General features: G+C 32.8%; 22 protein-coding genes. All 22 read right to left on the reverse strand.

The annotated features are described in order from the left end of the window. Position 1 precedes the first annotated feature (1 nt). Positions 2 to 976 (reverse strand): beta-ketoacyl-ACP synthase III, encoded by a 975-nt coding sequence (locus ACGHJ8_RS09255; RefSeq protein WP_087358055.1) that lies wholly within the window; start codon positions 974 to 976, stop codon positions 2 to 4. Further along, positions 973 to 1,893: an acetyl-CoA carboxylase carboxyltransferase subunit alpha gene (locus ACGHJ8_RS09260; protein WP_087358054.1), complete on the reverse strand. Its 921-nt coding sequence runs from the start codon at positions 1,891 to 1,893 to the stop codon at positions 973 to 975. The genes ACGHJ8_RS09255 and ACGHJ8_RS09260 overlap by 4 nt, the downstream gene beginning before the upstream one ends. Beyond that, positions 1,890 to 2,759 (reverse strand): acetyl-CoA carboxylase, carboxyltransferase subunit beta, encoded by an 870-nt coding sequence (gene accD, locus ACGHJ8_RS09265; protein WP_087358053.1) that lies wholly within the window; start codon positions 2,757 to 2,759, stop codon positions 1,890 to 1,892. The genes ACGHJ8_RS09260 and accD overlap by 4 nt, the downstream gene beginning before the upstream one ends. Continuing rightward, entirely contained in the window at positions 2,743 to 4,110 is a 1,368-nt protein-coding gene (accC, locus tag ACGHJ8_RS09270; protein ID WP_211963736.1) for an acetyl-CoA carboxylase biotin carboxylase subunit, read from the reverse strand. The genes accD and accC overlap by 17 nt, the downstream gene beginning before the upstream one ends. 9 nt (positions 4,111 to 4,119) lie before the next feature. After that, entirely contained in the window at positions 4,120 to 4,530 is a 411-nt protein-coding gene (accB, locus tag ACGHJ8_RS09275) for an acetyl-CoA carboxylase biotin carboxyl carrier protein (RefSeq protein WP_211963734.1), read from the reverse strand. Positions 4,531 to 4,572: 42 nt separating this feature from the next. After that, positions 4,573 to 4,797 carry an acyl carrier protein gene (locus ACGHJ8_RS09280; protein ID WP_087358050.1) on the reverse strand — a complete coding sequence of 75 codons (225 nt, stop codon included), beginning with the start codon at positions 4,795 to 4,797 and terminating at the stop codon, positions 4,573 to 4,575. Positions 4,798 to 5,038: 241 nt separating this feature from the next. Further along, entirely contained in the window at positions 5,039 to 6,043 is a 1,005-nt protein-coding gene (locus ACGHJ8_RS09285; RefSeq protein ID WP_390539960.1) for a LacI family DNA-binding transcriptional regulator, read from the reverse strand. Between the two features lie 137 nt (positions 6,044 to 6,180). Further along, positions 6,181 to 7,950 (reverse strand): beta-galactosidase family protein, encoded by a 1,770-nt coding sequence (locus ACGHJ8_RS09290; RefSeq protein ID WP_390539962.1) that lies wholly within the window; start codon positions 7,948 to 7,950, stop codon positions 6,181 to 6,183. Positions 7,951 to 7,964: 14 nt separating this feature from the next. Continuing rightward, the gene (locus ACGHJ8_RS09295; RefSeq protein WP_390539964.1) at positions 7,965 to 9,326 is read right to left on the reverse strand and encodes a PTS sugar transporter subunit IIC; all 1,362 of its coding nucleotides are present in this window, start codon (positions 9,324 to 9,326) and stop codon (positions 7,965 to 7,967) included. Positions 9,327 to 9,582: 256 nt separating this feature from the next. Next, positions 9,583 to 11,406, reverse strand: a complete 1,824-nt coding sequence (locus ACGHJ8_RS09300; protein WP_390539966.1) for an ABC transporter ATP-binding protein — start codon at positions 11,404 to 11,406, stop codon at positions 9,583 to 9,585. Beyond that, positions 11,399 to 13,621, reverse strand: a complete 2,223-nt coding sequence (locus tag ACGHJ8_RS09305) for an ABC transporter ATP-binding protein (protein WP_390539968.1) — start codon at positions 13,619 to 13,621, stop codon at positions 11,399 to 11,401. The genes ACGHJ8_RS09300 and ACGHJ8_RS09305 overlap by 8 nt, the downstream gene beginning before the upstream one ends. Then, the gene (locus tag ACGHJ8_RS09310) at positions 13,618 to 14,046 is read right to left on the reverse strand and encodes a MarR family winged helix-turn-helix transcriptional regulator (RefSeq protein WP_390539970.1); all 429 of its coding nucleotides are present in this window, start codon (positions 14,044 to 14,046) and stop codon (positions 13,618 to 13,620) included. Before ACGHJ8_RS09310 ends, ACGHJ8_RS09305 begins: the two co-directional genes overlap by 4 nt. A gap of 125 nt (positions 14,047 to 14,171) precedes the next feature. Beyond that, positions 14,172 to 15,413 (reverse strand): glutamate-5-semialdehyde dehydrogenase, encoded by a 1,242-nt coding sequence (locus ACGHJ8_RS09315; protein ID WP_390539972.1) that lies wholly within the window; start codon positions 15,411 to 15,413, stop codon positions 14,172 to 14,174. Next, entirely contained in the window at positions 15,406 to 16,539 is a 1,134-nt protein-coding gene (gene proB, locus ACGHJ8_RS09320) for a glutamate 5-kinase (protein ID WP_390539974.1), read from the reverse strand. Before proB ends, ACGHJ8_RS09315 begins: the two co-directional genes overlap by 8 nt. After that, positions 16,526 to 17,356, reverse strand: a complete 831-nt coding sequence (locus tag ACGHJ8_RS09325) for a hypothetical protein (RefSeq protein WP_390539976.1) — start codon at positions 17,354 to 17,356, stop codon at positions 16,526 to 16,528. Before ACGHJ8_RS09325 ends, proB begins: the two co-directional genes overlap by 14 nt. A 120-nt stretch (positions 17,357 to 17,476) precedes the next feature. Then, positions 17,477 to 18,451 (reverse strand): Rpn family recombination-promoting nuclease/putative transposase, encoded by a 975-nt coding sequence (locus ACGHJ8_RS09330; RefSeq protein WP_390539978.1) that lies wholly within the window; start codon positions 18,449 to 18,451, stop codon positions 17,477 to 17,479. An 81-nt stretch (positions 18,452 to 18,532) separates the two neighbouring features. After that, positions 18,533 to 20,314, reverse strand: coding sequence for an ABC transporter ATP-binding protein (locus tag ACGHJ8_RS09335; RefSeq protein WP_390539980.1), 1,782 nt, complete (start codon positions 20,312 to 20,314; stop codon positions 18,533 to 18,535). Then, the gene (locus ACGHJ8_RS09340; RefSeq protein WP_390539982.1) at positions 20,307 to 22,043 is read right to left on the reverse strand and encodes an ABC transporter ATP-binding protein; all 1,737 of its coding nucleotides are present in this window, start codon (positions 22,041 to 22,043) and stop codon (positions 20,307 to 20,309) included. The genes ACGHJ8_RS09335 and ACGHJ8_RS09340 overlap by 8 nt, the downstream gene beginning before the upstream one ends. A 106-nt stretch (positions 22,044 to 22,149) precedes the next feature. After that, positions 22,150 to 22,755 carry a rubrerythrin gene (rbr, locus tag ACGHJ8_RS09345; RefSeq protein WP_390539984.1) on the reverse strand — a complete coding sequence of 202 codons (606 nt, stop codon included), beginning with the start codon at positions 22,753 to 22,755 and terminating at the stop codon, positions 22,150 to 22,152. 52 nt (positions 22,756 to 22,807) lie between these two features. Next, positions 22,808 to 23,545, reverse strand: a complete 738-nt coding sequence (locus ACGHJ8_RS09350; RefSeq protein WP_390539986.1) for an ABC transporter permease — start codon at positions 23,543 to 23,545, stop codon at positions 22,808 to 22,810. Next, positions 23,542 to 24,417 (reverse strand): hypothetical protein, encoded by an 876-nt coding sequence (locus ACGHJ8_RS09355; protein WP_390539988.1) that lies wholly within the window; start codon positions 24,415 to 24,417, stop codon positions 23,542 to 23,544. The genes ACGHJ8_RS09350 and ACGHJ8_RS09355 overlap by 4 nt, the downstream gene beginning before the upstream one ends. 14 nt (positions 24,418 to 24,431) lie before the next feature. After that, complete coding sequence (locus ACGHJ8_RS09360; protein WP_390539990.1) at positions 24,432 to 26,180, reverse strand: NADH-dependent [FeFe] hydrogenase, group A6; 1,749 nt, start codon at positions 26,178 to 26,180, stop codon at positions 24,432 to 24,434. Between the last annotated feature and the right edge of the window lie 7 nt (positions 26,181 to 26,187).

The following is a 26,187-nucleotide window of genomic DNA, read 5'->3' on the forward strand; positions in this document are numbered from 1 at the left end:
TTTATTGTCCTCCTCTATTGTCAATAAGAGTTGCCCCATATGTAAGTCCTGCACCAAAGCCAACTAAAATCACACGACCATTGGCTGGTATTTTTCCTTCTCTTTGTGCCATTGCATAAGCAATCGGAATACTAGCCGCTGAAGTATTTCCAAACTCTTGAAGATTCATGTAAAATTTAGAAAGATCAACTTTCATTTTTTTAGCGACATGACTAATAATACGATAATTGGCTTGATGTGGAATCACTAAGTCAATATCATCCATTGTAAGATGTGATTGTTCCAAAACATTTTCAATAGATTCTTTTAAGACTCTCACAGCAAAACGAAACACGTCGTTTCCTTTCATATTTAAATAATGTGTTGTAGCTTCGTTGTTTTGTAAATCTTTCACTAATGGTAAGCCTTGAGCCTTTAACACATCTTCTACATCACCTTCACTATTGGCATAATGATAAAGTTTTGTTTGACCACGACCGAGAACCATTGCTCCTGCACCATCCCCAAATAAGACACAAGTTGAACGGTCATTCCAGTCAATCATCTTACTGATTGTTTCACTGCCAATCACCAGAATATGCTGATATCTATTCAATAAATCACTGGCAATCTGAAACGCATATAAAAATCCACTACATGCCCCATTAATATCAAACGCAAAAACAGGACAATCATTTAATCCAAGTTTTGCCTGTACAAGACAAGCTGTTGAAGGTGTCATACAATCCGGTGTCATTGTCGCAACAATAATCACTTCAATATCTTCTTTTTGAATCTTAGCATCTTCAATCGCCTGTAAACTGGCTTGACAAGCCAAATCACTTGTATTTTCAGTTTCACTTACATAACGTGATGAAATCCCTGTTCTTTGAACAATCCATTCATCACTTGTATCGACTCTTTTTTCTAAATCTTGATTAGATATTTTCTTTTGAGCTCTGACAAACCCTGTTCCTAAGATTTCAATTGAACTCATGACATCACTCCCATTTTACGAAATTTCTGATAACGTTTTTCTAACAATTCTTTTTCTTTTGTATGCATTAAAATATCTAATTCTTTTTGTAAGTACTGATCTATATTATCTAAAACAAGTTTTAAATCATTTTGCATACCACCAGTAGGTTCTTTGACTAAATAATCCACAATCCCTTTTTCATATAAATCATAAGATGTGAGTTTCATGACTTCAGCTGCTTCTTGTACACGACTATCATCTTTCCATAAAATACTTGCAAAACCTTCTGGTGATAACACTGAATAAATGGCATTTTCTAACATACAAATACGATCGGCCACACTCAAAGCTAAAGCACCTCCGCTTCCTCCTTCAGATAACACCACACAAATGACAGGTGTTTTGATATCAGAGAAAACATACAAACATTCAGCAATAGCTTGTGCTTGTCCCCTTTCTTCAGCTTCAATACCCGGATAAGCTCCAGCTGTATCCACAAAAGTAATAATTGGACGATGAAACTTTTCTGCCTGTCTGGCAAGTCTTAAGGCCTTACGATAACCTTCTGGATTACACATTCCAAAATGTCGATCTAAGTTTTCCTGTAAAGTTTTTCCTTTTGCTTGAGCAATCACTGTCACTGGCATTGAATGAAAATAACCAATTCCCCCAATAATCGCCTGATCATCTCCAAAACGTCTATCCCCATGAAGTTCATAAAAATGATCAAACAATCCTTCAATAAAATCACTAGCTTTTGGTCGTGATGGATGTCTGGCGATAGACACACGATCCCAAGCCGTTAAATTCTGATATGTTTCTTTAGTCAAATGATCTATCTGTAAAGATAATTCATCAAATTCTTTTTGATCTTGAGTCATAGCTCTTTTGGCTTGTAACTCTTTTATTTTATTTTCATTATCTATGAGGCTCATAATTTTCCTCCATGTAACTTTAATAAATCTGAAATAACATTTTTTAAATCATGTCTTTGAACAATCATATCAATAAAACCTTTTTCAAGTAAAAATTCAGCTGTTTGAAAACCTTCTGGTAATTCTTGTTTTATGGTATCTTGAATGACACGTTTTCCAGCAAATCCAATCATGGCTTGTGGTTCAGCAATAATAATATCACCTAACATCGCAAAACTAGCACTGACACCACCCGTTGTTGGATGCGTCAATAAAGCAATATATAATCCACCTTGATTGGAAAAGCGTTTTAAAGCCGCACTGATCTTAGCCATCTGCATTAAAGAATCAATTCCTTCCTGCATTCTGGCTCCTCCACTTGTACAGCTAATGACTAAAGGAAGTTTTTTACGTGTTGCTAATTCAACAGCTTTGCAGATTTTTTCGCCCACAACTTTTCCCATGCTTCCCATCATAAAACGAGAATCCATGACACATAAAACAAGACGATTTTGGTTGATTTTGCCAATCCCACAAATAACTGCTTCATTCATTCCTGTTGACATTTGTGCCTTTTTTAATTTAGCATCATAACCCGGAAAGTTTTCTATATTTTCTGTATGATCTTTTTCAAAATATTCACGCCATGAACCATCATCAATCAAATCACGAATACGTTGTCTGGCACTAATTTTCATATGATAACCACATTTAGGACATACATAATCATTTTCAATAAGAGAAAAATAAGGAATTGACTCATGACAATGATCACATTGTTTAAAAATATTTTCTGGAATTTCTTTTTTTTCTTTGACCTTATGTCTTTTGAGCCATGATGAGAATTCTTTCAATTCTTCATTTCGCTTTTTAAACAATTGATCCATTATCTTTCAACTCCTTTATAAATGTTTCACAAAAACTTGTATCATATCTTCCTTCAATAAATTCTTTAGAATGAAGAACATAGTAATGAAATTTTGTATTGGTTGAAATGCCATCAATAATGACTTCACTTAAAGCTGCACGCATCTTTTTAATACATTCTAGTCGTGTCGGTGCAAATGTAATGAGTTTTAAAATCATAGAATCATAATAAGGTGAAATTTCACATCCACTATACATCGCACTATCAACACGTACACCACGTCCACCCGGCAAATGCATAAAAGTTATTTTTCCAGGTGTTGGAGCAAAATCACGATTCATATCTTCGGCATTAATACGACACTCTAAAGCATAACCATTTTGATGAATATCTTCTTGGCGATAAGGAAGCTTTAATCCTTCTGCGACTTTTAACTGTAATTTAATCAAATCAACACCACAAATCATCTCTGTAATAGGATGTTCTACCTGAATACGTGTATTCATTTCCATAAAATAATAATTTCCATGTTTATCTAATAAAAACTCTATCGTTCCCACACTGTTATAACCTACATGACGACAAGCTTTTAAAGCATCTTCAAATAAATGTTGACGAACATCTTTCTTTAAAATATGACATGGTGCTTCTTCAATCATCTTTTGATGACGTCTTTGAAATGAACAATCTCTTTCAAATAAATGAATCACATTTCCATGTTGATCTCCAATGACCTGCACTTCAATATGTTTTGGATTTTCAATCAATTTTTCTAAATAGACATCATCATCTCCAAAACAGGCTTTGGCTTCTGCTTTTGCATTTGTGTATTGTGTTTCAAATTCTTCTTCATTACAAACAACACGCATACCACGTCCACCACCACCATTACTTGCCTTAATCATCACTGGATAACCAATACGACTGGCAATGTCTTTTCCTTGTTCAACAGTTTCCACAACTTCTTTAGAACCCGGAATAACGGGAACGCCAGCTTCTTTCATCATTTTTCTGGCTGCTGACTTATTTCCCAGCATATCAATAATATCTGGTGAAGGCCCAACCCAAATGAGTCCACACTGAATAACCAATCTGGCAAACTGACTGTTTTCACTTAAAAACCCAAATCCCGGATGAATGGCATCACATCCTGTATTACATGCTGCCTGAATAATCGCATTCATATTCAAATAAGAATCATTAGCTAAAGGTCCTCCAATACATACGGATTCATCTGCCAGTTGCACATGTAAAGATTGTCTATCAGCCGTTGAATAAACTGCGACTGTCTGTATTCCCATTTCTTTACATGTACGAATAATCCTTACAGCAATTTCACCACGATTAGCGATTAATAATTTTTCAATCATACAATCACCTTACCCTATCATCATTAAAGTCTGATCATATTCAACAGTTTCACCATCTTGAACTTCAATAGATAAAACTTTACCAGAAACAGTTGCTTTAATTTCATTCATGACTTTCATTGCTTCAATAATACAAATTGTATCTCCTTCTTGAATCGTATCTCCTACTTTAACATAAGGTTCTTTTCCAGCACCACTTGATTGATAATATGTTCCAACAATTGGACTTTTTATAGGTGTTCCTGTTTTTTCTTCAGTTTTTTCTTCTTGAACAGATTGTCCCTCAACTGGTGTCACAACCTGTTTAACTTCAACATCTTTTTCTAATGTGATATGCAAATCACCATCAGTTAAATCCATCTTAGATATTTGGCTTTCTTCAAACATCTGCATAATTGATTTAATTTTTTCAGTATCCATATCCATTCCTCCTTAGAAAAATAAGCTAAGTGAAACCTTAGCTTATTGTTTAGATTCAATTAATTTCACAATATCTTCTACAGTTACTAATGCAGCTAATTCTTCATCAGAAATTTCAACATCAAATTCTGTTTCTAAATCTAAAGATAATTCAACAGCTGCTAAAGAATCAATTTCTAAATCTTCTTTTAATCTTGATTCTGGTGTAATTCCTTCTCCATCAATATTTAAAGATTCTACTAATGCGTCTTTAACTTGTTCAAACATGATATGTCCTCCTATGTTTTACTTAAAATTTTTTATGTTCTTACTTCAAATTTTTGAAGTAATGTTACTATACACCTCTTTTTTTGATTTGTAAATAGATTTTCATTAATTTATTTAAAAAATTTTATATAAATTTTTAAAAGTATCTAAAAACATAAAAATAACTTACCCAAAATGAGTAAGTTATTCATGACACAATTTTAATTGTGGTTAACAAAAATCCATATTTTTCTATAATCATTTATTCTTGACAATATTGTACACTTGAATTTCTTTCAATTAAATAACATGGCAATTGTATTCTCATTGCATTTAACTTTATCCCACAAGTTAAAGATTGATGTAGTAATGATGCTCCTAATTCTCCCATTTCATCAGCAGGTGCATAAACAGTCGATAACGAAGGCGATGTAAAATTTCCTGCATCAATATTATTAAATCCTATAATAGAAATATCTTGAGGAACACGGATATTCAAATCTTGCAATGCTCTTATAGCTCCTATTGCAATTGGATCATTAACAGCAAACAATGCACTTGGAAGTTCCTTTGCATGTTCATAAATCAGATTGTATCCAGCCTCACTCGTTAAATCTTTTTCTATAGAAAACTCTTGATAATCCATATGAAATTCTTGACAATACTTTATAAAACTTCTTTTCCTTGTCTGAATATGATGATTCAATTCATTATATTCACTTCTTCCTAAAAAACCAACTTTTTTATGTCCTAGATCATGAAAATACTTAACAACTTGATACATTGCATCATCAAAATCCAAAGTAATACAACATCTTTTAATAGGACTCATATCCATATCTAAAAAAATAATATTATTTGTTATTTCACATAATTTTTCAAGATGAGAAGAAGAAATTTTTCCAATACAAATAATTCCTTGTACATTTTGCAAAATACTTTCTACATCAATATCACCTTCACGAACTCTTCTCATTGCAATATGATGTGTCTTAAAATATTTTTCTACAGCCTGCAATAAAGTAATATAATATGTATCTCGAATTTCCTGCTCATATGTATAACATTGAATAACAGCAACAACAAGTTTTGTATTCTGTTGTGATGATTTTCTTGGTTTAGGTACATAGTTTAGTTTTACAACAGCTTCTTGTACTTTTTTTCTCGTTTCTAAAGAAACGTTTAAAGAATCATCATCCCTTAATATTCGCGATACAGTTGCGATAGATACATTAGCATATTTTGCAACATCCTTTAAAGTAACCATTGCATGTTCCCCTCCTCATATTTTTCTTTATTATAAGTGAATTCCTATAAAATTTCCACACTTATATGAGATATGACACGAAATAACAATAAACTCTATCCTTATAAAAAGAATAGAGTTAATATACGAATAGCATTTTATACATGAACATCGATATATACAGGTCTATCACTAAGTATAATCTCATCAGCAAATATCCCTTCAGTTTCAAATATAATGATTATATTTTGCCCTTTTTTCAAAAATGGTCCAGGTATATAAAGAGAACCAGTTGGTCCAACTTGATAAAACCTGCCACAATGATGTCCATTTACAATAACAACACCTTTTCCAAATTTTGAAACATCAACAAACGTTTCTTGGGGCTCATCTTCAATGATAAAAATAAATTGATGAAATGCTGGACCACCTTCATATTCTTTAGACCAATCTATGGCATCAGTTTTATCAAAATTCAAGCAATAATGCTTCCATTTTTTTGTAAAATGTATATCCAATAATACACCCGTGCGAATCCCTTTCTTTTGTGTATCAGCTTGCAATTTAGCTCCATAATTGACTCTACCCATATTTTCAACTAGAATTTTTAAGTCATTCTGATGATTCATAGATGCCTCAAATAAAATTTCATCACCTATTTCATCTTGATATTGTGTAGCAACAAAGTGATTATTGACATATACTTGAATACGATCACGAGCATCAATCACTCTTAACCTAGACTCTTTTGTATAACTTGAAAAACAATGTTTATAAACAACATACCCGTAGTAATGGTCTAGTTCTTCCATCGTCATTGGCCATGAACTTTCCACAATTGTTGATATTTGTTCTAGCACATTAAAAAGGGATACTTTTTTATGACATTTCACATATCCATAAGATTTCGTAATTCTACGATTGCCAAGGCGATGACTTTGTCCAGTCAGCAATTCTCTTAAAAGATGATATTTTTCAGTTTTTGCTCCGTACTCAGTTAAAATAGCATCATAATCATAAGAAGTAATTTGAGGGAGGTCTTTTTCTTTTCTTGCAGAGCATCCATTCATCCAACCAAAATTTGTCCCACCTTGAAACATATAAAAGTTCACACTACCAAGTTCTAACATTTCTTTAGCACTCTCAATAAATTCTAAAGGATCTCTACGAACAATCTCTTGTTTCCAGCGGTTAAACCAGCCATCCCAAAATTCCATGCACATAAGAGGTGCTTCAATATGATGTCTATGCATAAATTTTTTTAATATCTCAATATTTTCTTTAGCATGTGAACCAAAATTACCTGTCGGAAAAACATCTCCATCTAATAAACTACCGGCTTCCAAAGCTTCATCCCAAGTTCCATCAGCAGTAAAAATAGGAACTTGAATACCATAATCACGCATAAGTTTATAAACCTTTTTAAGATATGTTTTATCTTCGCCATATGAACCATATTCATTTTCTAATTGAGCTAAAATAATTGACCCATTTTGATGAATCTGATATGGAGAAACTTTTGGTAAAAGTATTGAGAAATATTGTTCAAGGCACTTCATATATTGATCATTATCAGTCCTCAATCTTATCCCAGGATATTTTAGTAGCCAGGCTGGCAATCCACCCATTTCCCATTCAGCACAAATATATGGTGATGCACGTAGGATAACATATAAGCCCAATTGATGAGCCAAAGCTAAAAATTTTTCAATATCTTTGATTCCATCAAAATCATATTCTCCTTGTTTTGGTTCATGAAGATTCCATGGAACATATGTTTCTACAGTATTACACCCCATATCAATAAGATCTAGCAGAGTATCCTTCCAATATTCAGGCACAATTCTAAAATAATGAACAGCTCCCGAAATAATTTTTATAGCTTTACCATTTATATAAAATTCCTTTTTAACTTCAATACTTCCCAAATCATTTCTCTCCTTTATAATTCTTCAAATTTTGGATTATTAGCCAGTTTAACAAATGGTAAATAAATGATGATTGCTAAACCTAAATTAATAAGCGACCAAATAATTGCTCTCCAATCAAAACCAGTTGCGAAGAAACCATAGAGTACGGGTGGCATAACCCAAGTAACATTTTGTGTAACTGGAGCCATCAATCCTAATGCAGTTGCTCCATATGCGACTGCTGATAAAACAACTGGGCATAGTAAGAACGGAATAAACATAAGAGGGTTCAAGACTGTTGGAAGACCATACATTACAGGTTCACCAATATTGAAAATAACTGGTGCAACTCCTAGCTTAGCCACTTCTCGATAATGCTTATTTTTAGATTGCCAAAATATAGCAATCAAAAGTCCTAGTGTAGCATACCAGACAAAAGCTCCATAAGAGACACTTGTCCATAAATAAGGAATATCTTTTCCTAATTGATAAGCCTCTAAATTCGCTAAAAGAGCAACTCCAAAGACACCTTCCATAATTGGCGCCATAACATTTCCACCATGAATACCAAAAAACCAAAATAATTGAGTTAAAAAAGCAACCATAATAATAGATAATGGATTTTGTGATAAACCTAATAATGGTGTTTGTAACACATTGTAAATCCAATCAATAATTAATTGTCCTGTCACTTGATTGAAAATATAAGTGACAATTGCAACAACATACATAGCAATAAATGCTGGAATAATAGAAGTAAATGGAACTGCAATTGCTGGTGGCACTGAACTAGGTAATTTAATAGTCCATTTCTTTTGCATACATTTACTAAAAATAATAACAGCTAAAAATCCAATAATAATTGCTGTAAAATATCCACGTGAATTAATCTGATTTCCTGGAATAAGCCCACTGATAGTTACAGATAACTGATTATTCGCATATGACAATCCAGTAATATTATTAATAATTTCAGCAAAATGACTTTCTATCCCAGACAATTGAAATGTTTGTGTCATAGATGTTCCTAATGAAATAATAAAAGATGCAAGTGCAACCAAACCTCCAGATAATTTATCGGTTTCATAAACTTTGGCAATGTTATAACCCAAAGCAAAGATAAACACTAATGAGACAATAGCTAAACTACCATTGTATATCAAACCATTAATAGTAATTAACCATTGAAATATTTCTGTAATTTGTGTCCACCCAAATTCTGCAGGAAAATCTGAAAGAAATGCATTAATCAATAATGCAATTGAACCAGTCATAACAACAGGCATAGTTGCTATAAATGAATCACGAAGAGCAACAAGATGTTTTTGAGAACCAATCTTAGTTGCTATTGGCAGCAGTTTTTCAGACATAAAGTCCATAAATCTTTGATACATAATATTCTCCTTTTTTATTCATATTAGATACGATAACATCGATGTTTTATATCCATTTTTATTATATATTTTTTTACATAAAATTTCAATATTTTTATTATAATTTTACTTATATTTTTACTTATTTTGATTATTTTTTTACTAAATATACTTTTTATTTTAAATTTTTAACTCATTTTCTTTATAAAACTGTATTTATTTTAGTAAAAAATATATAATTTTACTAAAACAAAAAAACTTACTCAAGATGAGTAAGTTATTCATGACTTGATTCAAATTGTGATTGATACAATTCGGCATAGAATCCATTTTTTGCAAGTAATGACTCATGGTTTCCTAATTCTACAATATCGCCATCTTTCATGACAATAATCGTATTAGCATCCTTAATCGTAGAAAGTCGATGAGCAATAATAAAGCTTGTTCTTCCTTCCATCAATTTATCCATACCTCTTTGTATCAATACTTCTGTTCTTGTATCAACAGATGAAGTTGCTTCATCTAAAATCAAGATTTTAGGATTCGCAAGAAAAGCTCTGGCTATAGTTAATAATTGTTTTTGTCCCTGTGAAATATTATTAGATTCTTCATTAATGATTGTATCATAACCATCTTCTAAAGTATTAATAAAATGATCAGCATATGCCAATCGACAGGCTTCATACATTTCTTCATCTGTTGCATCTAATTTTCCATACTTTAAGTTTTCACGAATCGTTCCACCAAATAACCATGTATCTTGTAAAACCATACCAAACAAACTTCTTAAATCACTTCTGGCAAATTGTGTAATATCTTTTCCATCAATTAAGATATGCCCACTATTCAATTCATAAAAACGCATTAACAATTTGACAATCGTTGTTTTCCCCGCACCTGTTGGTCCAACAATTGCAACACTTTGTCCAGCATGAACATGCATAGAAAAGTCGTGAATGATTGTTTTTTCTGGCGTATAGCCAAATTGAACATGGTTGAATGTAACACTTCCTTGCATGTTATGGACTTGGGCACTAGTGACCAAAGCATGTTCTTCTTCCATCTCTGGTTCATCTAAAAATTCAAACACACGTTCTGCAGCAGCTGCAGTCGATTGTAATTGATTCATAATTTGAGCAAGTTGAGTAATCGGTTGGTTAAATTGACGCACATATTGAATAAATGCCTGAATATCCCCAATCGAAATCATTTGTCCACTGGCTAAAAATCCACCTAACAAACATACACCCACATAACCAATATTTCCAACAAATGTTGTAAGTGGTTGCATCAAGCCAGAAAAGAACTGTGATTTCCATGCAGAGTTATATAAATCATCATTATAGTCTTCAAAACGTGCGACCGAATCTTCTTCGCCATTAAATGCTTTTACCACTTGATGAGCACCATACATTTCTTCAATGTGACCATTCACATTTCCTAAACTTGTTTGTTGTGAAATAAAGTACTTTTGTGTTCTTTTCATGATTTTAGTCATTAAAAACATTGAAATAGGTAACACACATAGCGCTAATAATGTCATTGGAATACTGATTGTCAGCATCATGATTAAAATACCAATAACTGTAACGGAAGATGTCACCACCTGTGTTAAACTCTGATTCAATGATTGCGCAATCAAATCAACATCATTGGTTACACGTGATAAGGTATCCCCACTCGAATGTGTATCAAAATAACTCAATGGCAAACGATCCATTTTTTCTGAAATTTCTTTTCTAAAATCATAAGCAACTTTTTGAGATATACCTGAAGTTAAAAATCCTTGAATATAATTTAATAAAGCACTGAACAAATAAATACAGACAAGGAAAATAAGAATTTGAAAGATTGCATCAAAATCAATACCACCTGTATGTGAAACCTTAGCCATTATTCCTTCACTTAATTTATCTGTTGCCTGAGCCAATACTTTCGGTCCAAAAATAGAAAAGATTGTTGATCCTGCAGCAAATATAAAGATAAATATAAATTTCACATAATAGGGACGTAAATGTGCAAATAATTTTTGAATCGTTCCCTTAAAGTCCTTAGCTTTTTCATTAGACATCTGTCTACCACCCATGTGTCCTCTAGGCATTGGCTAATTCCTCCTTTGAAAGTTGTGAATAAGCAATCTCCTGATAAACTTGACAAGATTTCATCAATTCTTCATGAGTTCCTTTTCCAACAATTTTTCCATCATCTAAAACAATAATCTGATCAGCATCCATAATAGAAGCTATTCTTTGTCCAACAATCAATACAGTATTATGATTCTTTTCCATTAACTGATTTAATTCTTTTCTTAAAATCGCATCTGTCTTAAAGTCCAATGCTGAAAAACTATCATCAAAAATCAAAATCTCTGGATTTTTTGCAAGAGCTCTTGCAATTGCTAAACGTTGTTTTTGTCCACCAGAAACATTTGTTCCACCTTGTGAAATAGCTTCATCTAAACCATCCGGTTTGGCATCCACAAACTCTTTTGCCTGTGCTACACGAATCACTTCATTCAATTCTTCATCAGTGGCATCATGAGCCCCATATTGTAAGTTAGAACGAATCGTTCCAGAGAATAAAACACCTTTTTGTGGAACAACACCTATACGTTCTCTTAAATCATGTTGCTTCACATCTTTAACATTGACACCATCCACAATGACTTCACCAGCACTCACATCATAGAAACGTGGAATCAAATTTATTAAGGTACTCTTTCCAGAACCTGTAGAACCAATAAACGCTGTTGTTTGTCCTGGTTTTGCTGTAAAGGTAATATGACTTAAAACAGGTTCATGAGCACCCGGATATTGGAAAGACACATCTTTAAATTCAACAACTCCTTGTTGTTTTGGATCAAAATCAACAGGTTGTTGTGGATCTTGAATTGTTAATTCTGTTGATAAAACTTCATAAACACGATCAGCAGCTACACTGGCACGAGGAATCATAATAAATATCATCGCAATAAACAAGAATGACATAATAATCTGCATAGCATATTGAATAAAAGCCATCATTTCTCCAATCGCAATATGTCCTAAATCTAATTGTTGTGAACCAACCCAAACAACCAGAACAGTTGCAAAGTTCATAATAAACATCATGACTGGCATTAATGTAGCCATCGCACGATTGACAAATAAGTTGACTGTTGTTAAATCATTATTGGCCTTATCGAAACGTTCTTCACTATGTTTTTCATTACCAAAAGCTCTAATCACAAGAACACCTGTTAAATTTTCACGCATAGTTAAGTTTAATCTGTCAATTAATGATTGAATAATTTTAAATTTTGGTAAAACAACTTTCATCAAAATCACAATGACAAGTGTAATGACAAATAAAATCATCAAAATAATCCATGTCATAGATGATGAATGGGTAAAAGCTTTAATTAATGCTCCAACACCCATCATAGGTGCAAATAAAACAATACGAAGCAACATAATCATCAACATTTGGACTTGTGTAATATCGTTTGTTGTACGTGTGATAAGTGAAGCTGTTGAAAACTTATTAAATTCACTATTAGAAAAGCTTTCGACCTTCTTAAAAACGGCACGTCTTAAATCTCTGGCAAATCCAGCCCCTACTCGTGAAGAAAGGAATGCTGATGCCATTGCTGCCAATGAACCAAGTAAAGCAATACCTAACATCTTCAATCCAGACATAAAGATATACTCTGTCTGCATTTGATCAACGTCTGCCCCTAGTGCCATATACTCATTTTTGACACCATTTCCAGCTGCAACTAACATCGTTGATTCACCCATTGTTTCAATTTGAGCATCAATTTTTGCTGTCATTTGACTTTTGGCCTGTTCATCCATCATTGAAAAAACCTGATAAATATCCATACCTTCTGGTACATTTTGAAATAATTGTTGATATTCTTTTGAGTTAGGGTCCATTGAATCAATGGCTGAAACCATAAGCATTGGCTTTATCAATGCATTTTCCAGCTTTTGATTCTGTTCTTGAGTCATACTGTTATGAACATAAGCATCTTGCAAATGTGGAAACTCTTTTTTAATATCATCAGATAAATCTTCATATGAAACATACGTATAGCTTGATTCAATGATATCTTTTTGCTTTTCATCTGCAAAAATCAAGAGATGTTCAAAAGTATCTTGACTATAAACTTCACCTATTGATGTATCAAATCCACCAGCTTGTATCCCATTTGTCACTATATCACTCATATAGTCTGGTAATGCCAATTCTGATTGTGATTGAATAAAAACAAAACCAATACACAAAATAATTGGCAGCCAAAACTTATAGGCAAATTTACGTAACTTAGTCACTCAATCTCCTCCTTTAAATTCCTTTTTATTTTTTTCACAACTTTTAAAACAGATTGATAATCTTCATCAGTTAAATCTTTACAAACAACTTGATGAACATAATGAAAATCTCTTTTCATTTCTTCAATGACTGCTTTACCTTGAGAAGACAAAACAATATAATAATGTCTTTTATCATCTTCATTTAATTTCCTTTCAATAAACCCCATATCAACCAATCTTTTGATTCTTACTGAAAGTGTTGCCTCAGTAATACGAAGTTTTTGGGCAATCTCCTTTTGATTCATTTGTGCATGAGCAATCAAAAAAATGAGTTTGAGTTGTTCCATTGTTAAATGATGACATTTTTGAGATGTTAATTTTTGAATCATTTTATGAATCTCTCTCATTTCTTCCATCATTTCACTAAAACATTGATATTCCATACTTTCCCTCCTATTACTTAGTGCACTAATCATTATACTTAGTCGACTAATTAATGTCAATATAAAAAGTGAATCTCATAATTCAATTAAATAAACAAAAAGGACAAAAATAAAATTTTTATCCCTTATTCACGGACTTGTCCATTTCCATATATTTTATATTGATAAGATGTCATTTCCTGTAAGCCTAGTGGTCCTCTAGCATGTAGCTTTTGGGTACTAATTCCTAGTTCTGCTCCAAAGCCAAATTCACCACCATCACTAAAACGAGTTGAGGCATTATGATAAACACAGGCTGAATCCACATGACTCAAGAAATAGTCTGCTGTTTGGATATTTTCTGTAATAATAGCTTCTGAATGTTTCGTCGAATATTGAGCAATGTGTCCCACAGCTTCTTTGACATCTTGAACAACTTTGATTGCGACAATATAATCATCATATTCTGTTGCATAATCCTCTCTTGTCACCTGTTGACAAGGAATATATTTTTGAACACTTTGGTCCCCTCGTATTTCTACACAGTTTTGAAACTGCTCATATAATAATGGTAAATATTTAGCTGCAATATCTTGATGAACAAGAATTGTTTCGATCGCATTACAAACAGATGGTCTTTGGATTTTCGCATTCACACTAATATCTATTGCTTTTTCCATATCTGCTTCTTTGTCGATATATAAATGACAATTTCCTGCTCCTGTTTCAATCACTGGAACTGTTGCATTTTGCACAACATGTTGAATCAATCCTGCTCCTCCACGTGGAACCACAACATCCACATAACCATAGGCACGAATCAATTCATCAACCATTTCACGTCCACCATAATCTATCAATTGAACAGATGTTACAGGAAGTAAATCTTGCAAAGCTTTTTGCATGTAATACACAAGTATACGATTAGAATGAATGGCCTCTTTACCACCCTTTAATAAGCAGACATTTCCGGATTTGATACATAAACAGGCAATATCAATAGTGACATTAGGTCGTGCTTCATAAACAATACCAAAAACACCAATCGGAATACGGACTTGTTGAATCAACAATCCATTAGGTCGTTTGATTTCTCTTACAATTTCCCCAACAGGATCTTTTAAATGAATTAACTTTAAAACATCATCACAAATACCCAAAATACGTTCTTCATTTAATAACAAACGATCCAGCATTGCTTTTGACATTCCTGTTTTCTTTGCATTTTCAATGTCTTTTTGGTTTTCTATGATAATGTCAGGAATATGCTCTTTTAATGTTTTCGCAATATTTTGCAAAGCCTTATTTTTGTTATCTGTTGACATATTCATCATTTGACGCTGAGCCTGTCTGGCTTGAACCAATTGTTCCAGAAGATTCTTATTCATTGGATTTCCCTCCTAATATAACCATATTATTCGCATGAACAATTTCATCATAATCATAATTTCCTAAAATCTTTTTCATCTCAAAGCTTTGATGTCCCTTGACCAGCATAATTTCCAAACTTGAATATTGAACAATCCCTTTTGCAATGATTTGCTCATCCTGATCAATAATATCCACAACTTGCCCTGATAAAAACGATCCTTTGACATCCATAATCCCTGAAGGCAATAAACTTTTATGTTCCTTTAGTGCCTGTTTAGCTCCCTTATCAACAATAATTTTTCCTTTAGAATGACTACGATAAGTCAACCAATGATCTCTTGCATTTAAATTCTTTCCACTTTGTCCATTAAACCATGTTCCTTCTTCATGTTCATCAAAAATATGCAAAAGAGCATTTTGTTTTTGACCACTCACAATGACCATATCTTTTCCATAGTCATTGACAATCTTAGCTGCTTTGATTTTGGTTGCCATACCCCCAGTTCCTAACTTTGATGAAGATCCTGATGCCATCTTTTCAATTCTTTCATCAATTCTTTCTACATATTTTAAAAGTTGCGCTTGAGGATTGACATGAGGATTATCTGTATAAAGTCCATCAATATCACTAACTAAAATAAGCAAATCTGCATCAATCACAGGAACCAGCAAAGCTGAAAGCGTATCATTATCCCCAACCTTAATTTCTTCTACAGCCAAAGCATCATTTTCATTGACAATAGGTATCACGCCATAATCAATCAAAGCATTCATAGTATGAGAAAGATTCATCAAACGTTGACGATCATCAAAATCCCCATGATTCAGTAAAACTTGTGCACATTTTAAATGAAAAAGTTGAAAGATTTCTTCATAAATTTGCATAAGTTTTGCCTGTCCAATGGCTGCAAGTGCCTGTTTTTGAGGCAATGTTTCTGGCTTACATGAAAGTTCCATAGCACCCATCCCTGCACTAATCGCCCCTGAAGAAACAATAACGACCGTTTTCCCTTGTTCAATTAATCGCGCTATCTGCATAACAAAATATAATACTTTCTGTTGATCGATATAACCATTTGAATGACACAATGATGAAGAACCTATTTTAATAATGATTCGTTTTATATTTTCAATTTTTCTCATGATATTCTTCACTCATTTCTTTATAAAATAAATATTTAGCAATTTCAAATCTTCCTTTAAAGACCTCAATATATAAAAACAATGACGTAATCATACAAAACAACATCAAAATTTCATTTAAACGACCAATCCATAAAACAACACATCCTGTCACAATCCAATATAAAGCATGTCTAAACATATAAAAACAATAAAGATAAGCAAATGAAAAGAGTTTTTTCTTCATCAGACGCATGGAATAGCTTAAACATTCACTCCAAGAAAATTCTTCTAATTCCATTACATAAGGCACCGGCATAAATAAAGCTGTCAAAAAAAGATAGACTAGGATACATAGTATAATATTTCCTACTAAAAATGTATTTTCCATAATCAATGATAAGTATTGAAATTTAGGAATAAAATATTCTGTTTGAATCAGCGTATTGCCTAATGATGAAAACCATTCTATTGAAAATTCAGGTATTAAACTTTGAATGGTAAAAAAAGAAGGAAGCAAACAGATAAGTGTGCACACAACAAGTACTGCTTTTCTCATTAAATAAGCAGGAGCTACTTTTGGAAAACAGATGATTCCATTCAGTGAATCATGATAATCCAATACCGGTTTAGGAAAATCAACTAACTTCATTGCACATTTCACATAGCCATGACTAATAGAGCATAAAAACAGTGATACAAAAAAAGAAAAGATACCACTTCTTAAATATTGAGCCAAGACACCGACATAACCCACGTAAAAAAATTCAGGTATAATCTGTTTTCGATATTGTATATAAATTTTATTTGCATGATTTTTAATGTCTTTGATATTCACGATTTCAGCCCCTCTTTGTTTTTACTATTATACACAACTTATTCTTAAAAGTAAAAGGCAAACAATTTTCAAGATATAAAAACCTGATTCCTTCAAGAATCAGGTCAAACTTCCTCAAAATCAACCACTTACTCCTTTATTAACAAAACGATAAATATCCTCAAGAGTAGCTCCTTCCAGGAGAAAATCAAGAATTTTTTCATACTGTTCAGCTGATAAATCATCCAGAAAAGCTGTTTCAACTTCAGAAAATCTTTTTTGAAATAATTTCAATACAGAATATTTTAAACCTTCTTGTTTTCCTTCTCTTAAACCTTCTTGTTTCCCCTCTCTTAAACCTTCTTGCTTCCCTTCTCTTAAACTTTCTTCACGTACTCTCTGAATTCTTGCATGACTTGCCCATTTGTTTAAGTCACGATGAAATGCCATATCCTGTAAAATCATATCTTCATTAAACTTTTCAACTTTCTTTTCCATGATCTTCACCACCTTTTTACCTGTTTTTATTATATCATCATCCAACCCATTTTTAAATATATAGATAGCTGTTTCCAGTTCATCAAAGTTACCTATTTGTTTTTCTTTTTTCAAAATGTTTATGTACGGTAAATATATATAAATTCTCGTTATTAAACAATATCTTTCTACTTTACCCAAATCATTTCTCGTCATATACTTATCTATTAACATCAAATTATCAGTATCTAAATCATCAATGAAAATCAATTGAAACACAGGGTGAATATGTTCAATATAATCATCACCTCTTTTTTGTTGTTCAGCAAGTAATTTGGCTCCATAGATTTGAAATCTTTGATATTGTTCTCTATCCAATGATGAATTTTGCATTTCTACATCACAAATTTCACCATTTTCATTCATAACTCTAATATCAAGAATCATATCCTTATCTTCTACATGCTGGGGATTCAATTCAGGATTTTGAACCTTTAAAGAATGACATTCAATACCTGCAATATTTTCAATAATCAGCTTTAAAAGATACAAACAATCGGGATCTTGGTCATCTCTTAAAGTAAATTTAAACAAAACATCATTTTTAAAATCTACAATTTTTGTTCTTCTTTTTTTCATAAAATATGCCCTCCTACTTTTCTATACGAAAGTTTGAGGGCATTTTTCTTTTTTTATTGTCATTTCACATAATATCACATATTATGACATTTCTTGAAACTGTGCATTATAAAGCTGACTGTAAAAACCATTTTTTTCTAACAGTTCTTCATGTGTTCCCTGTTCAACAAGATAACCATCTTTAATAACAAGTATCAAGTCAGCATTCTTGATTGTTGATAAACGATGCGCTATAACAAAACTTGTACGTCCTTTCATGACTCTTTGCATAGCATCCTGTAATCTCTTTTCTAATCGTGTATCCACAGAAGATGTTGCTTCATCCAAAATCATAATCTGAGGGTCTGTCAACATAGCTCTGGCAATTGTTAATAATTGCTTTTCACCTTGTGAAATATTATTGGCTTCTTCATTGACAATCATATCATACCCATCTGGTAATGTACGAATAAAATGATCAACATTAGCCTGTCTAGCTGCCTCAATGACTTCATCTTTTCTTGCATCTAAACGTCCATAATGAATATTTTCATAGATACTTCCATGAAACAGCCATGTATCTTGTAAAACCATACCAAACATAGAACGTAATTGTTCACGTGGAATTTGTCTAATGTCTACACCATCTATACAAATACTTCCAGAAGTCACATCATAAAAACGTAACAATAAACTAATCAAAGTTGTTTTTCCTGAACCGGTTGGACCAACAATTGCAACCATTTGACCACTTTGAATATTCACATCAATATCATGAAGAACTTCTTTTTCATGATAACCAAAACATAGATGTTTAAATTCAACATGGCCTTTTGCATTTGTTAAAACTCGTGGATTTTCAACTGGTTTTTCTTCAGATTCATTTAAAATATCTGATATTCTATGTAAAGCTGCAAAAGCTGCTTGAATTTGAGAAGATAAATTGCTTACTTGAGAAACCGGATCATTGACCTGCCAGATATAACGAACAAAAGCCTGTAATTCACCAACTAGTAGTGTTCCATTTAAAACAGAAAGACTTCCTATAAAGCCGATTGTTCCAATAATCATATAAGTCACAAGTGAAACACATGGTGAAATAATGGATGACATAAACTGTGCCTGAAAAGCATTATGATAAAGTGTCTGGTTAATATTCTTAAACTTTTCAATAGCATCCTTTTGTTTATTAAAAAGTAAAATTTCACGATATCCACCATACATTTCAGTAATTGCACCATTTAAGTTTCCTAATGCATCCTGTTGTGCCTGAAACTTTTTTTGTGAACGTTTCACAATAAATCGTGTAATCAGTAAAGCAGCAGGAATAATCAACAAAACAATACATGTCATCAAGACATGAATACGAAACATCATGAAAATAGCCAGCATTAACATTAAAAGACCTCTCATCATTTCTGTTAATGTCTGTTGTAAAGCATTGGATAATGTATCAACATCATTTGTAATACGACTTAATACATCACCATATTGGTGCTGATCAAAATAGCTGACTGGTAACTTTCTGATCTTTTCCTGCAAAGCATTTCTTAAATCATGCATCATCTTTTGAATTGAATTTGTTAATGTAACAATCGTTATGGACTGTGATACAGTTTTTAATAAATAAATGCCTAACAACATCACAATAATTTCCATGACACGATCATATTCAACATGTGCACCAGGAATATGATGTAACATATCCATAGCATTTTCCATTAATAATGATGTCATCATACCTTCAATCATTGGAGAAATAGATAATGAAAAACATGTCACAACAATCATTAATAAAGCAATCACAAATCCCCATTTATAAGGCAAGAAAAAAGGAGTCATCTGTTGTAAAGAGTTTTTTAATACCTGCCATTTTTTATTCATAATCTAACTCCTCCTCACTGAGCTGAGATGAAGCAATCTCATGATATATAGGACAATTCTTTAAAAGGTCTCGATGCTTTCCATGTCCAACAATACGTCCTTCATCTAAGACAATAATTTGATCAGCATCTTTAATCGTTGAAATTCTTTGAGCAACAATCAAAACAATAGAATGTTTTGTTTCATCTTTCAAAGCATGTCTTAAAATCGCATCTGTTTTATAATCCAAAGCTGAAAAAGAATCATCAAAAATATAAATTTCTGGTTTTCTAATCAACGCTCTGGCAATGCTTAAACGCTGTCTTTGTCCTCCTGATACATTCGTCGCACTTTCAGTAATCATTTCATCAAAACCTAGAGGTTTTTCCATAATAAAATCATAGCTTTGTGAAACTTTAGCAGCGTGTTCCAATTCTTCTAAAGTTGCATCTGCTTTTCCATATCTGAGATTCTCTGCAATGGTACCCGTAAACAACATCGCCTTTTGAGGAATAAAACCAATTTTATTTCTTAAATCATCAATACGATAATCTTGAATATCAACACCATCAATTTCAATTTTCCCATTGCTGACATCATAAAAACGTGGAATCAAATTAATTAATGTACTCTTACCAGAACCTGTACTTCCAATAAAGGCAATTGTTTCTCCCTCAGTCGCTTCAAAAGAGATATTTTTTAAAACAGCTTCCTCACCATCAGGATAGGCAAAAGTGACATTTTGAAATGATAAATGATGTTTATTAACTGTAGACTTCTTTGTTTGTGTCACATGATCTTGAATATCACATTTGGTAGATAAAACATCATTAATACGTCTTGCAGAAACAGCTGCACGAGGATACATGACAAAGACATTACAAAATAGCATCATAGAAAACATAGCATGAAAAAGATATTCCTGAAAGGCGATCAGTTTTCCTACCTGTAAAGTTCCAGCATCAATCATATGACTGGCTACATAAAAAATAACCAATGTCACTAAATTCAAGAAAAAATAAAAGACAGGTTGTGTTAAAAGCATTAATTTAAAGATTTTTCTTGTATAACCCGTAAATTCTTCATTTGTCTTATTAAAACGAGCTTGTTCATAAGCATCATTATTAAAAGCTCTAATCACCTTTAACCCTGAAAGATTTTCTCTTGTAATACGATTTAATACATCCAATGATAATTGTTGTTTTTGTGATAAAGGCTCAGAAACCTTTGCGATAATAATAACCCCTACAACAATCACCGGTAATGTCGCTGCAATAATAAGAGATAATTCAAGTGATGTACGCATTGTCATAAAAACACTAATAATGACCATAACTGGTGTCAATAAAGCTGTTCTTAATAAGACATTTACAAATAATTGAATTTGAAAAGCATCATTGTTTGTTCGTGTAATTAATGATGAAATACCAAAATGGTTAAATTCATGGGGTGAAAATGTTTGAATGTGTGTAAAAATATCGTTACGCATATCTCTTGTAATAGAAGTAGAAATTCTCGCACAACAATAACCTAGCACAATCGTTCCAGCTACCCCAATCACCGAAATCACAATAGTTAAAAACCACATCGAATAAAGATAACTTTCATTTTGATAAGTCACCCCATGATCAATCATATCTGCAATAATTGTTGGTAGACCTAGTTCAACTAGTGCAAAACCAAAAACAGATACAATATTTAATAATACTAATTTTTTATATCTTTTCAGATAATGTAATATTAGCTTCATATAGGTCCTCCCTTCATACAGTATAAATCTTATTATACACTAAATTTTGACAAGCGTATAGACATGTTAAATAAAAAAGAATATCCTAATCAGATATTCTTAAACGCTACAAATTATCATTTTCACAACTAAATGGAGCGTCTTTTAGACGTATAAAATAACCTTGATCATGTAAACAGACAGGGCATTGCTGAGGTGCCTGTGTTCCTTCAAAAACAAAACCACAATTTAAGCACATCCAGCAACAAGGTTGTTGAGATGCATAAAGCTGTCCGTTTTCCAAGAGTGTTGCCATCTTTTCAAAACGACGACCATGTGTTTTTTCAATTTCAGCAATATTGAAAAAATCCTGTGCAATCTTATGAAAACCTTCTTCTCTGGCAATTGTACCAAAATGTGGATAGACATCTTCATATTCTTCATATTCATTATGTCTGGCACTCTTTAAAAGTGATAAGACATCATTATAGGTATCCACCGGATAACTCCCATCAACCATAATACTTTTTCCTGTCAGCTCTTTTAAATGGTTATAAAAAATCTCAGCATGTTCTTTTTCCTGATTAGCTGTAAAATAGAAAACATCTGCCAGCATATGATGTCCTTTTTTTGCTGCTATAGCACCTGCAAATGTATAACGATTTCTCGCCTGTGATTCACCTGCAAAAGCACGCATTAAATTATCTTTTGTTTGACTATTTTGAAAATCCATATTCTCACCTCGTTAAGAGTATGGACTTATTTTTAAAAATCATTCGTCTTTTTTAAAGAGAATGATTTTTCTTTTGAATAAATTGAATCAAAATATCTGATAACTTGATCATCAAAAAAGCCATCAGCACCATCCATAAAACCCATGCAAAAATACTTGTCATATCAATCTGAACTCTTGCTAAATATAATTGTTTCCCTATTCCATATTGTGTAGACACAAAGATTTCTGTCATCACTCCAACTTTTAAACCTAATGGTAATGTTGTTTGAATAGCTGAAAGTATATAGCCTTGAATCAAAGGTAAATAGGCATAACGTAAATTATAAAGAAAAGAATGATGATAGAGTTGAATAATATCCTGCAAATCTGAATCAATATGTAACATTCCTTGTAATGTATTGAAATAGAAGGTAGGTACCAGCATCAAAAAAATAATAATCAACAAGGCTATGTGACTGGAAAACCAGACAAGTAATATTAAAATATATCCAATTTGTGGAATCGTTTGAAAAAATGTCATCAGTGGTTGTATATATTGACGAAAGTCTGAAAAAAGACCACTCAGGATTCCTAAAAATACACCTATAATCAAAGCCAAAAAGAAACCGATCATCACCCGTATGATTGTCGATATGACCGCAATATAAAAACTCTGTTGAAACAAATGTGCAACCATTTGCTGTAAAACATCACCGGGATAAGGCAAGATGACTTCTTTTTGAATCATTCCAGAAGCCATCTGCCATAAAACCAAAATAGCAAAAATAAGAATCAGTTTTCTTTTCATGATAAAATCATATCTGAATCATAAGTGATGTTGAAAAGCTGAAGAAATTGTTTGATATCATCTTCACATTGACTAGCCTCTACATAATGAACATTTTGACGTTCTATCGAAGCAACAGTCATATCTACACTTGGTAGTCCTAACTGCTCAATACCAATATTTTCTAGTTTTTCTTTTAAATCTGGATAACCATTTTCAGTAAAATGTGCAATAGATTCAAATAAATCATCATTTTGATAATCTTCCCTTACAAACATGGCTGCCTGTGGATAACCAGACCCACCATATTCTTTTTGTAAATCCGCCACAATGGACAAATCCACATTGGATTGTTTCGCTTTAGCAATCGTTGCACTGGCAAGTGGTTCTGCAAGCATACCGACATCTACCTGCCCAGATAATAATCTTTGTTGAACGAGTGTTGCTGAAGAATAATAATGCGGTTCAAGACGTATAGACAAATCAACAGTTTCTATAATCTTTTGAGGAACAGCCCCTTCACCAAACAAAGCCAGTTCACCTGTTTCATTCAAAGCATCCTGTGATGTTCCAACAAGGTAAAGATTTCCCCATGTTAAAATACTTTTTAAACGATATGATGTCTGATTTTTTGCGATCAGTTGGGCACCAATATTAATAGGTGCAATGATAATATCATACTCACTATCGGCTTTTGATAGCTGAGCAATCAGCTGATCTGTCCCATCAACGAATTGAATTTCACCATTTTTACTAATGTTATCATATTCTCCAACTAAAGCTAATGCAGGAGCACCCGTTGGACATAAAATATGCACAGTTTCTTCTTTTTGACACCCCATGAGAAGACCCATCATCAAACAACATAAACCTATTTGTATAAACTTCTTCATAAAAACCTCCCAAATCACTTAAACTTTGCTTTTTGATTATAGTGTGTATGCAACAACTGATGTGCTTTTTCACTATTAGGATGATCTAAATAATTGCGATAGAGATCCTGTATTTGAGAATTTTTATGAGATTTACGTACTGGTAAAGACACATCCTCATCATACAAAGCTTTGGCTCGGGCAGCTTTAAAATTAAATCCACTATTTCTTATAGTTGCATTAACATATGGCTGTCCACCACCATTAATGCATCCACCCGGACATCCCATGATTTCAATAAAATGATAAGGCGAAATACCTTGACGAATATCATCTAACAATGGTTTGGCCAGTGACATACTTTGAGCAACCGCAACCTTTAATGTCTGATCACCAATTTTAATGGTTGACTCTTTCACCCCTTCAACACCTCTAATCGCATGATAATCAATCATCGTCAAGTCTTCATGAGCCAAAACATCAGCGACTGTTCTTAAGGCTGCTTCCATCACGCCACCACTGGCACCAAAAATAACACCAGCTCCACTATATTCACCAAATAAATCCTGATCAAAATCATCATCTTTTAAATCTCTAAAATTAATTCCAAACATCTTAATCAGTTTTGCTAATTCTCGTGTTGTTAAAACAGCATCAACATCCTGATAATGCGTTGTTTTATTTTCAGGACGTATTTTTTCACCCTTTTTAGCGACACAAGGCATAATCGAAACAACATAAATATCTTTTGGATCAATCCCTTTAGATTGTGCATAGACAGATTTCACCATCGCCCCTAACATCATATGAGGGGATTTACAAGTAGACAGATGATCTAATAAATCAGGATATTCATGTTCAATATAATTCACCCAGCCCGGACTACATGATGTAATCATTGGCAAAGTCCCCTGATTTTTCAAACGTCCTAAAAACTCATAACCTTCTTCCATAATTGTTAAATCAGCACCAAAATTGGTATCATAAACCTTATCAAAACCAACTAGCTTTAAAGCATGAACCATCTTTCCTGTAACTCTTGTGCCAATAGGCATACCAAATTCTTCACCTAAAGCCCCACGAACAGCTGGTGCTGTTTGCACAACAACATGCTTTGTTGGATTATTTAAAGCCTCAATCACATAATGTATTTCTTCTTTTTCATGTAAAGCACCCACTGGACAAACGTTAATACATTGCCCACATTGCATACAATTGACATCATCAAAGCTTTTATCATAAATCGGTCCAACCTTCGTTTTATAGCCACGATTCATATAACCTAAAATTCCTAATCCTTGAACTTTTTGGCATGTTTCCACACAACGTCCACATAAAACGCATTTTGATGTATTACGCACAATACCTGGTGAAACTGTGTCAAATGTTGGTTCACTCTTTTCACCAGCAAAAGCATCTTCACGAACACCTAATTCCTGACATAAACGCTGTAATTCACAATTCGTATTACGAATACAAGATAAACAATCTTTAGAATGATTGGAAACAATCAATTCCACCACTCTACGTCTGGCATCCAATGCTCTTTGTGAATTGGTCTTAATAACCATGCCTTCTCTGACTGGATAAACACACGCTGCACATAAAGTTTTAGCACCCTCGACTTCGACTTGACAGACACGACAGGCACCCGTTCCAGTGACATCTTTAAGATAGCATAAAGTAGGAATATGAATGCCATTATTCTTGGCAGCTTCTAGAACAGTCTGTCCTTCATAGGCTTCCACTTCTCGATTATTAATGGTAATTTTTATTTTTGACATCTTCTAC

Source organism: Massiliimicrobium timonense (assembly GCF_042850985.1).
Classification (GTDB): Bacteria; Bacillota_I; Bacilli_A; order Erysipelotrichales; family Coprobacillaceae; genus Allocoprobacillus.

Coding starts and splice junctions, on each gene's coding strand:
- ACGHJ8_RS09340 (WP_390539982.1), bottom strand. CDS start 22,043: ATGAAGCTAATATTACATTATCTGAAAAGATATAAAAAATTAGTATTA.
- ACGHJ8_RS09335 (WP_390539980.1), bottom strand. CDS start 20,314: ATGAATAAAAAATGGCAGGTATTAAAAAACTCTTTACAACAGATGACT.
- ACGHJ8_RS09310 (WP_390539970.1), bottom strand. CDS start 14,046: ATGGAATATCAATGTTTTAGTGAAATGATGGAAGAAATGAGAGAGATT.
- ACGHJ8_RS09355 (WP_390539988.1), bottom strand. CDS start 24,417: ATGAAGAAGTTTATACAAATAGGTTTATGTTGTTTGATGATGGGTCTT.
- ACGHJ8_RS09300 (WP_390539966.1), bottom strand. CDS start 11,406: ATGCCTAGAGGACACATGGGTGGTAGACAGATGTCTAATGAAAAAGCT.
- rbr (WP_390539984.1), bottom strand. CDS start 22,755: ATGGATTTTCAAAATAGTCAAACAAAAGATAATTTAATGCGTGCTTTT.
- ACGHJ8_RS09330 (WP_390539978.1), bottom strand. CDS start 18,451: ATGAAAAAAAGAAGAACAAAAATTGTAGATTTTAAAAATGATGTTTTG.
- accD (WP_087358053.1), bottom strand. CDS start 2,759: ATGGATCAATTGTTTAAAAAGCGAAATGAAGAATTGAAAGAATTCTCA.
- ACGHJ8_RS09360 (WP_390539990.1), bottom strand. CDS start 26,180: ATGTCAAAAATAAAAATTACCATTAATAATCGAGAAGTGGAAGCCTAT.
- ACGHJ8_RS09285 (WP_390539960.1), bottom strand. CDS start 6,043: ATGGTTACTTTAAAGGATGTTGCAAAATATGCTAATGTATCTATCGCA.
- proB (WP_390539974.1), bottom strand. CDS start 16,539: ATGAGAAAAATTGAAAATATAAAACGAATCATTATTAAAATAGGTTCT.
- ACGHJ8_RS09350 (WP_390539986.1), bottom strand. CDS start 23,545: ATGAAAAGAAAACTGATTCTTATTTTTGCTATTTTGGTTTTATGGCAG.
- ACGHJ8_RS09315 (WP_390539972.1), bottom strand. CDS start 15,413: ATGAATAAGAATCTTCTGGAACAATTGGTTCAAGCCAGACAGGCTCAG.
- ACGHJ8_RS09295 (WP_390539964.1), bottom strand. CDS start 9,326: ATGTATCAAAGATTTATGGACTTTATGTCTGAAAAACTGCTGCCAATA.
- accB (WP_211963734.1), bottom strand. CDS start 4,530: ATGGATACTGAAAAAATTAAATCAATTATGCAGATGTTTGAAGAAAGC.
- ACGHJ8_RS09260 (WP_087358054.1), bottom strand. CDS start 1,893: ATGAGCCTCATAGATAATGAAAATAAAATAAAAGAGTTACAAGCCAAA.
- accC (WP_211963736.1), bottom strand. CDS start 4,110: ATGATTGAAAAATTATTAATCGCTAATCGTGGTGAAATTGCTGTAAGG.
- ACGHJ8_RS09280 (WP_087358050.1), bottom strand. CDS start 4,797: ATGTTTGAACAAGTTAAAGACGCATTAGTAGAATCTTTAAATATTGAT.
- ACGHJ8_RS09255 (WP_087358055.1), bottom strand. CDS start 976: ATGAGTTCAATTGAAATCTTAGGAACAGGGTTTGTCAGAGCTCAAAAG.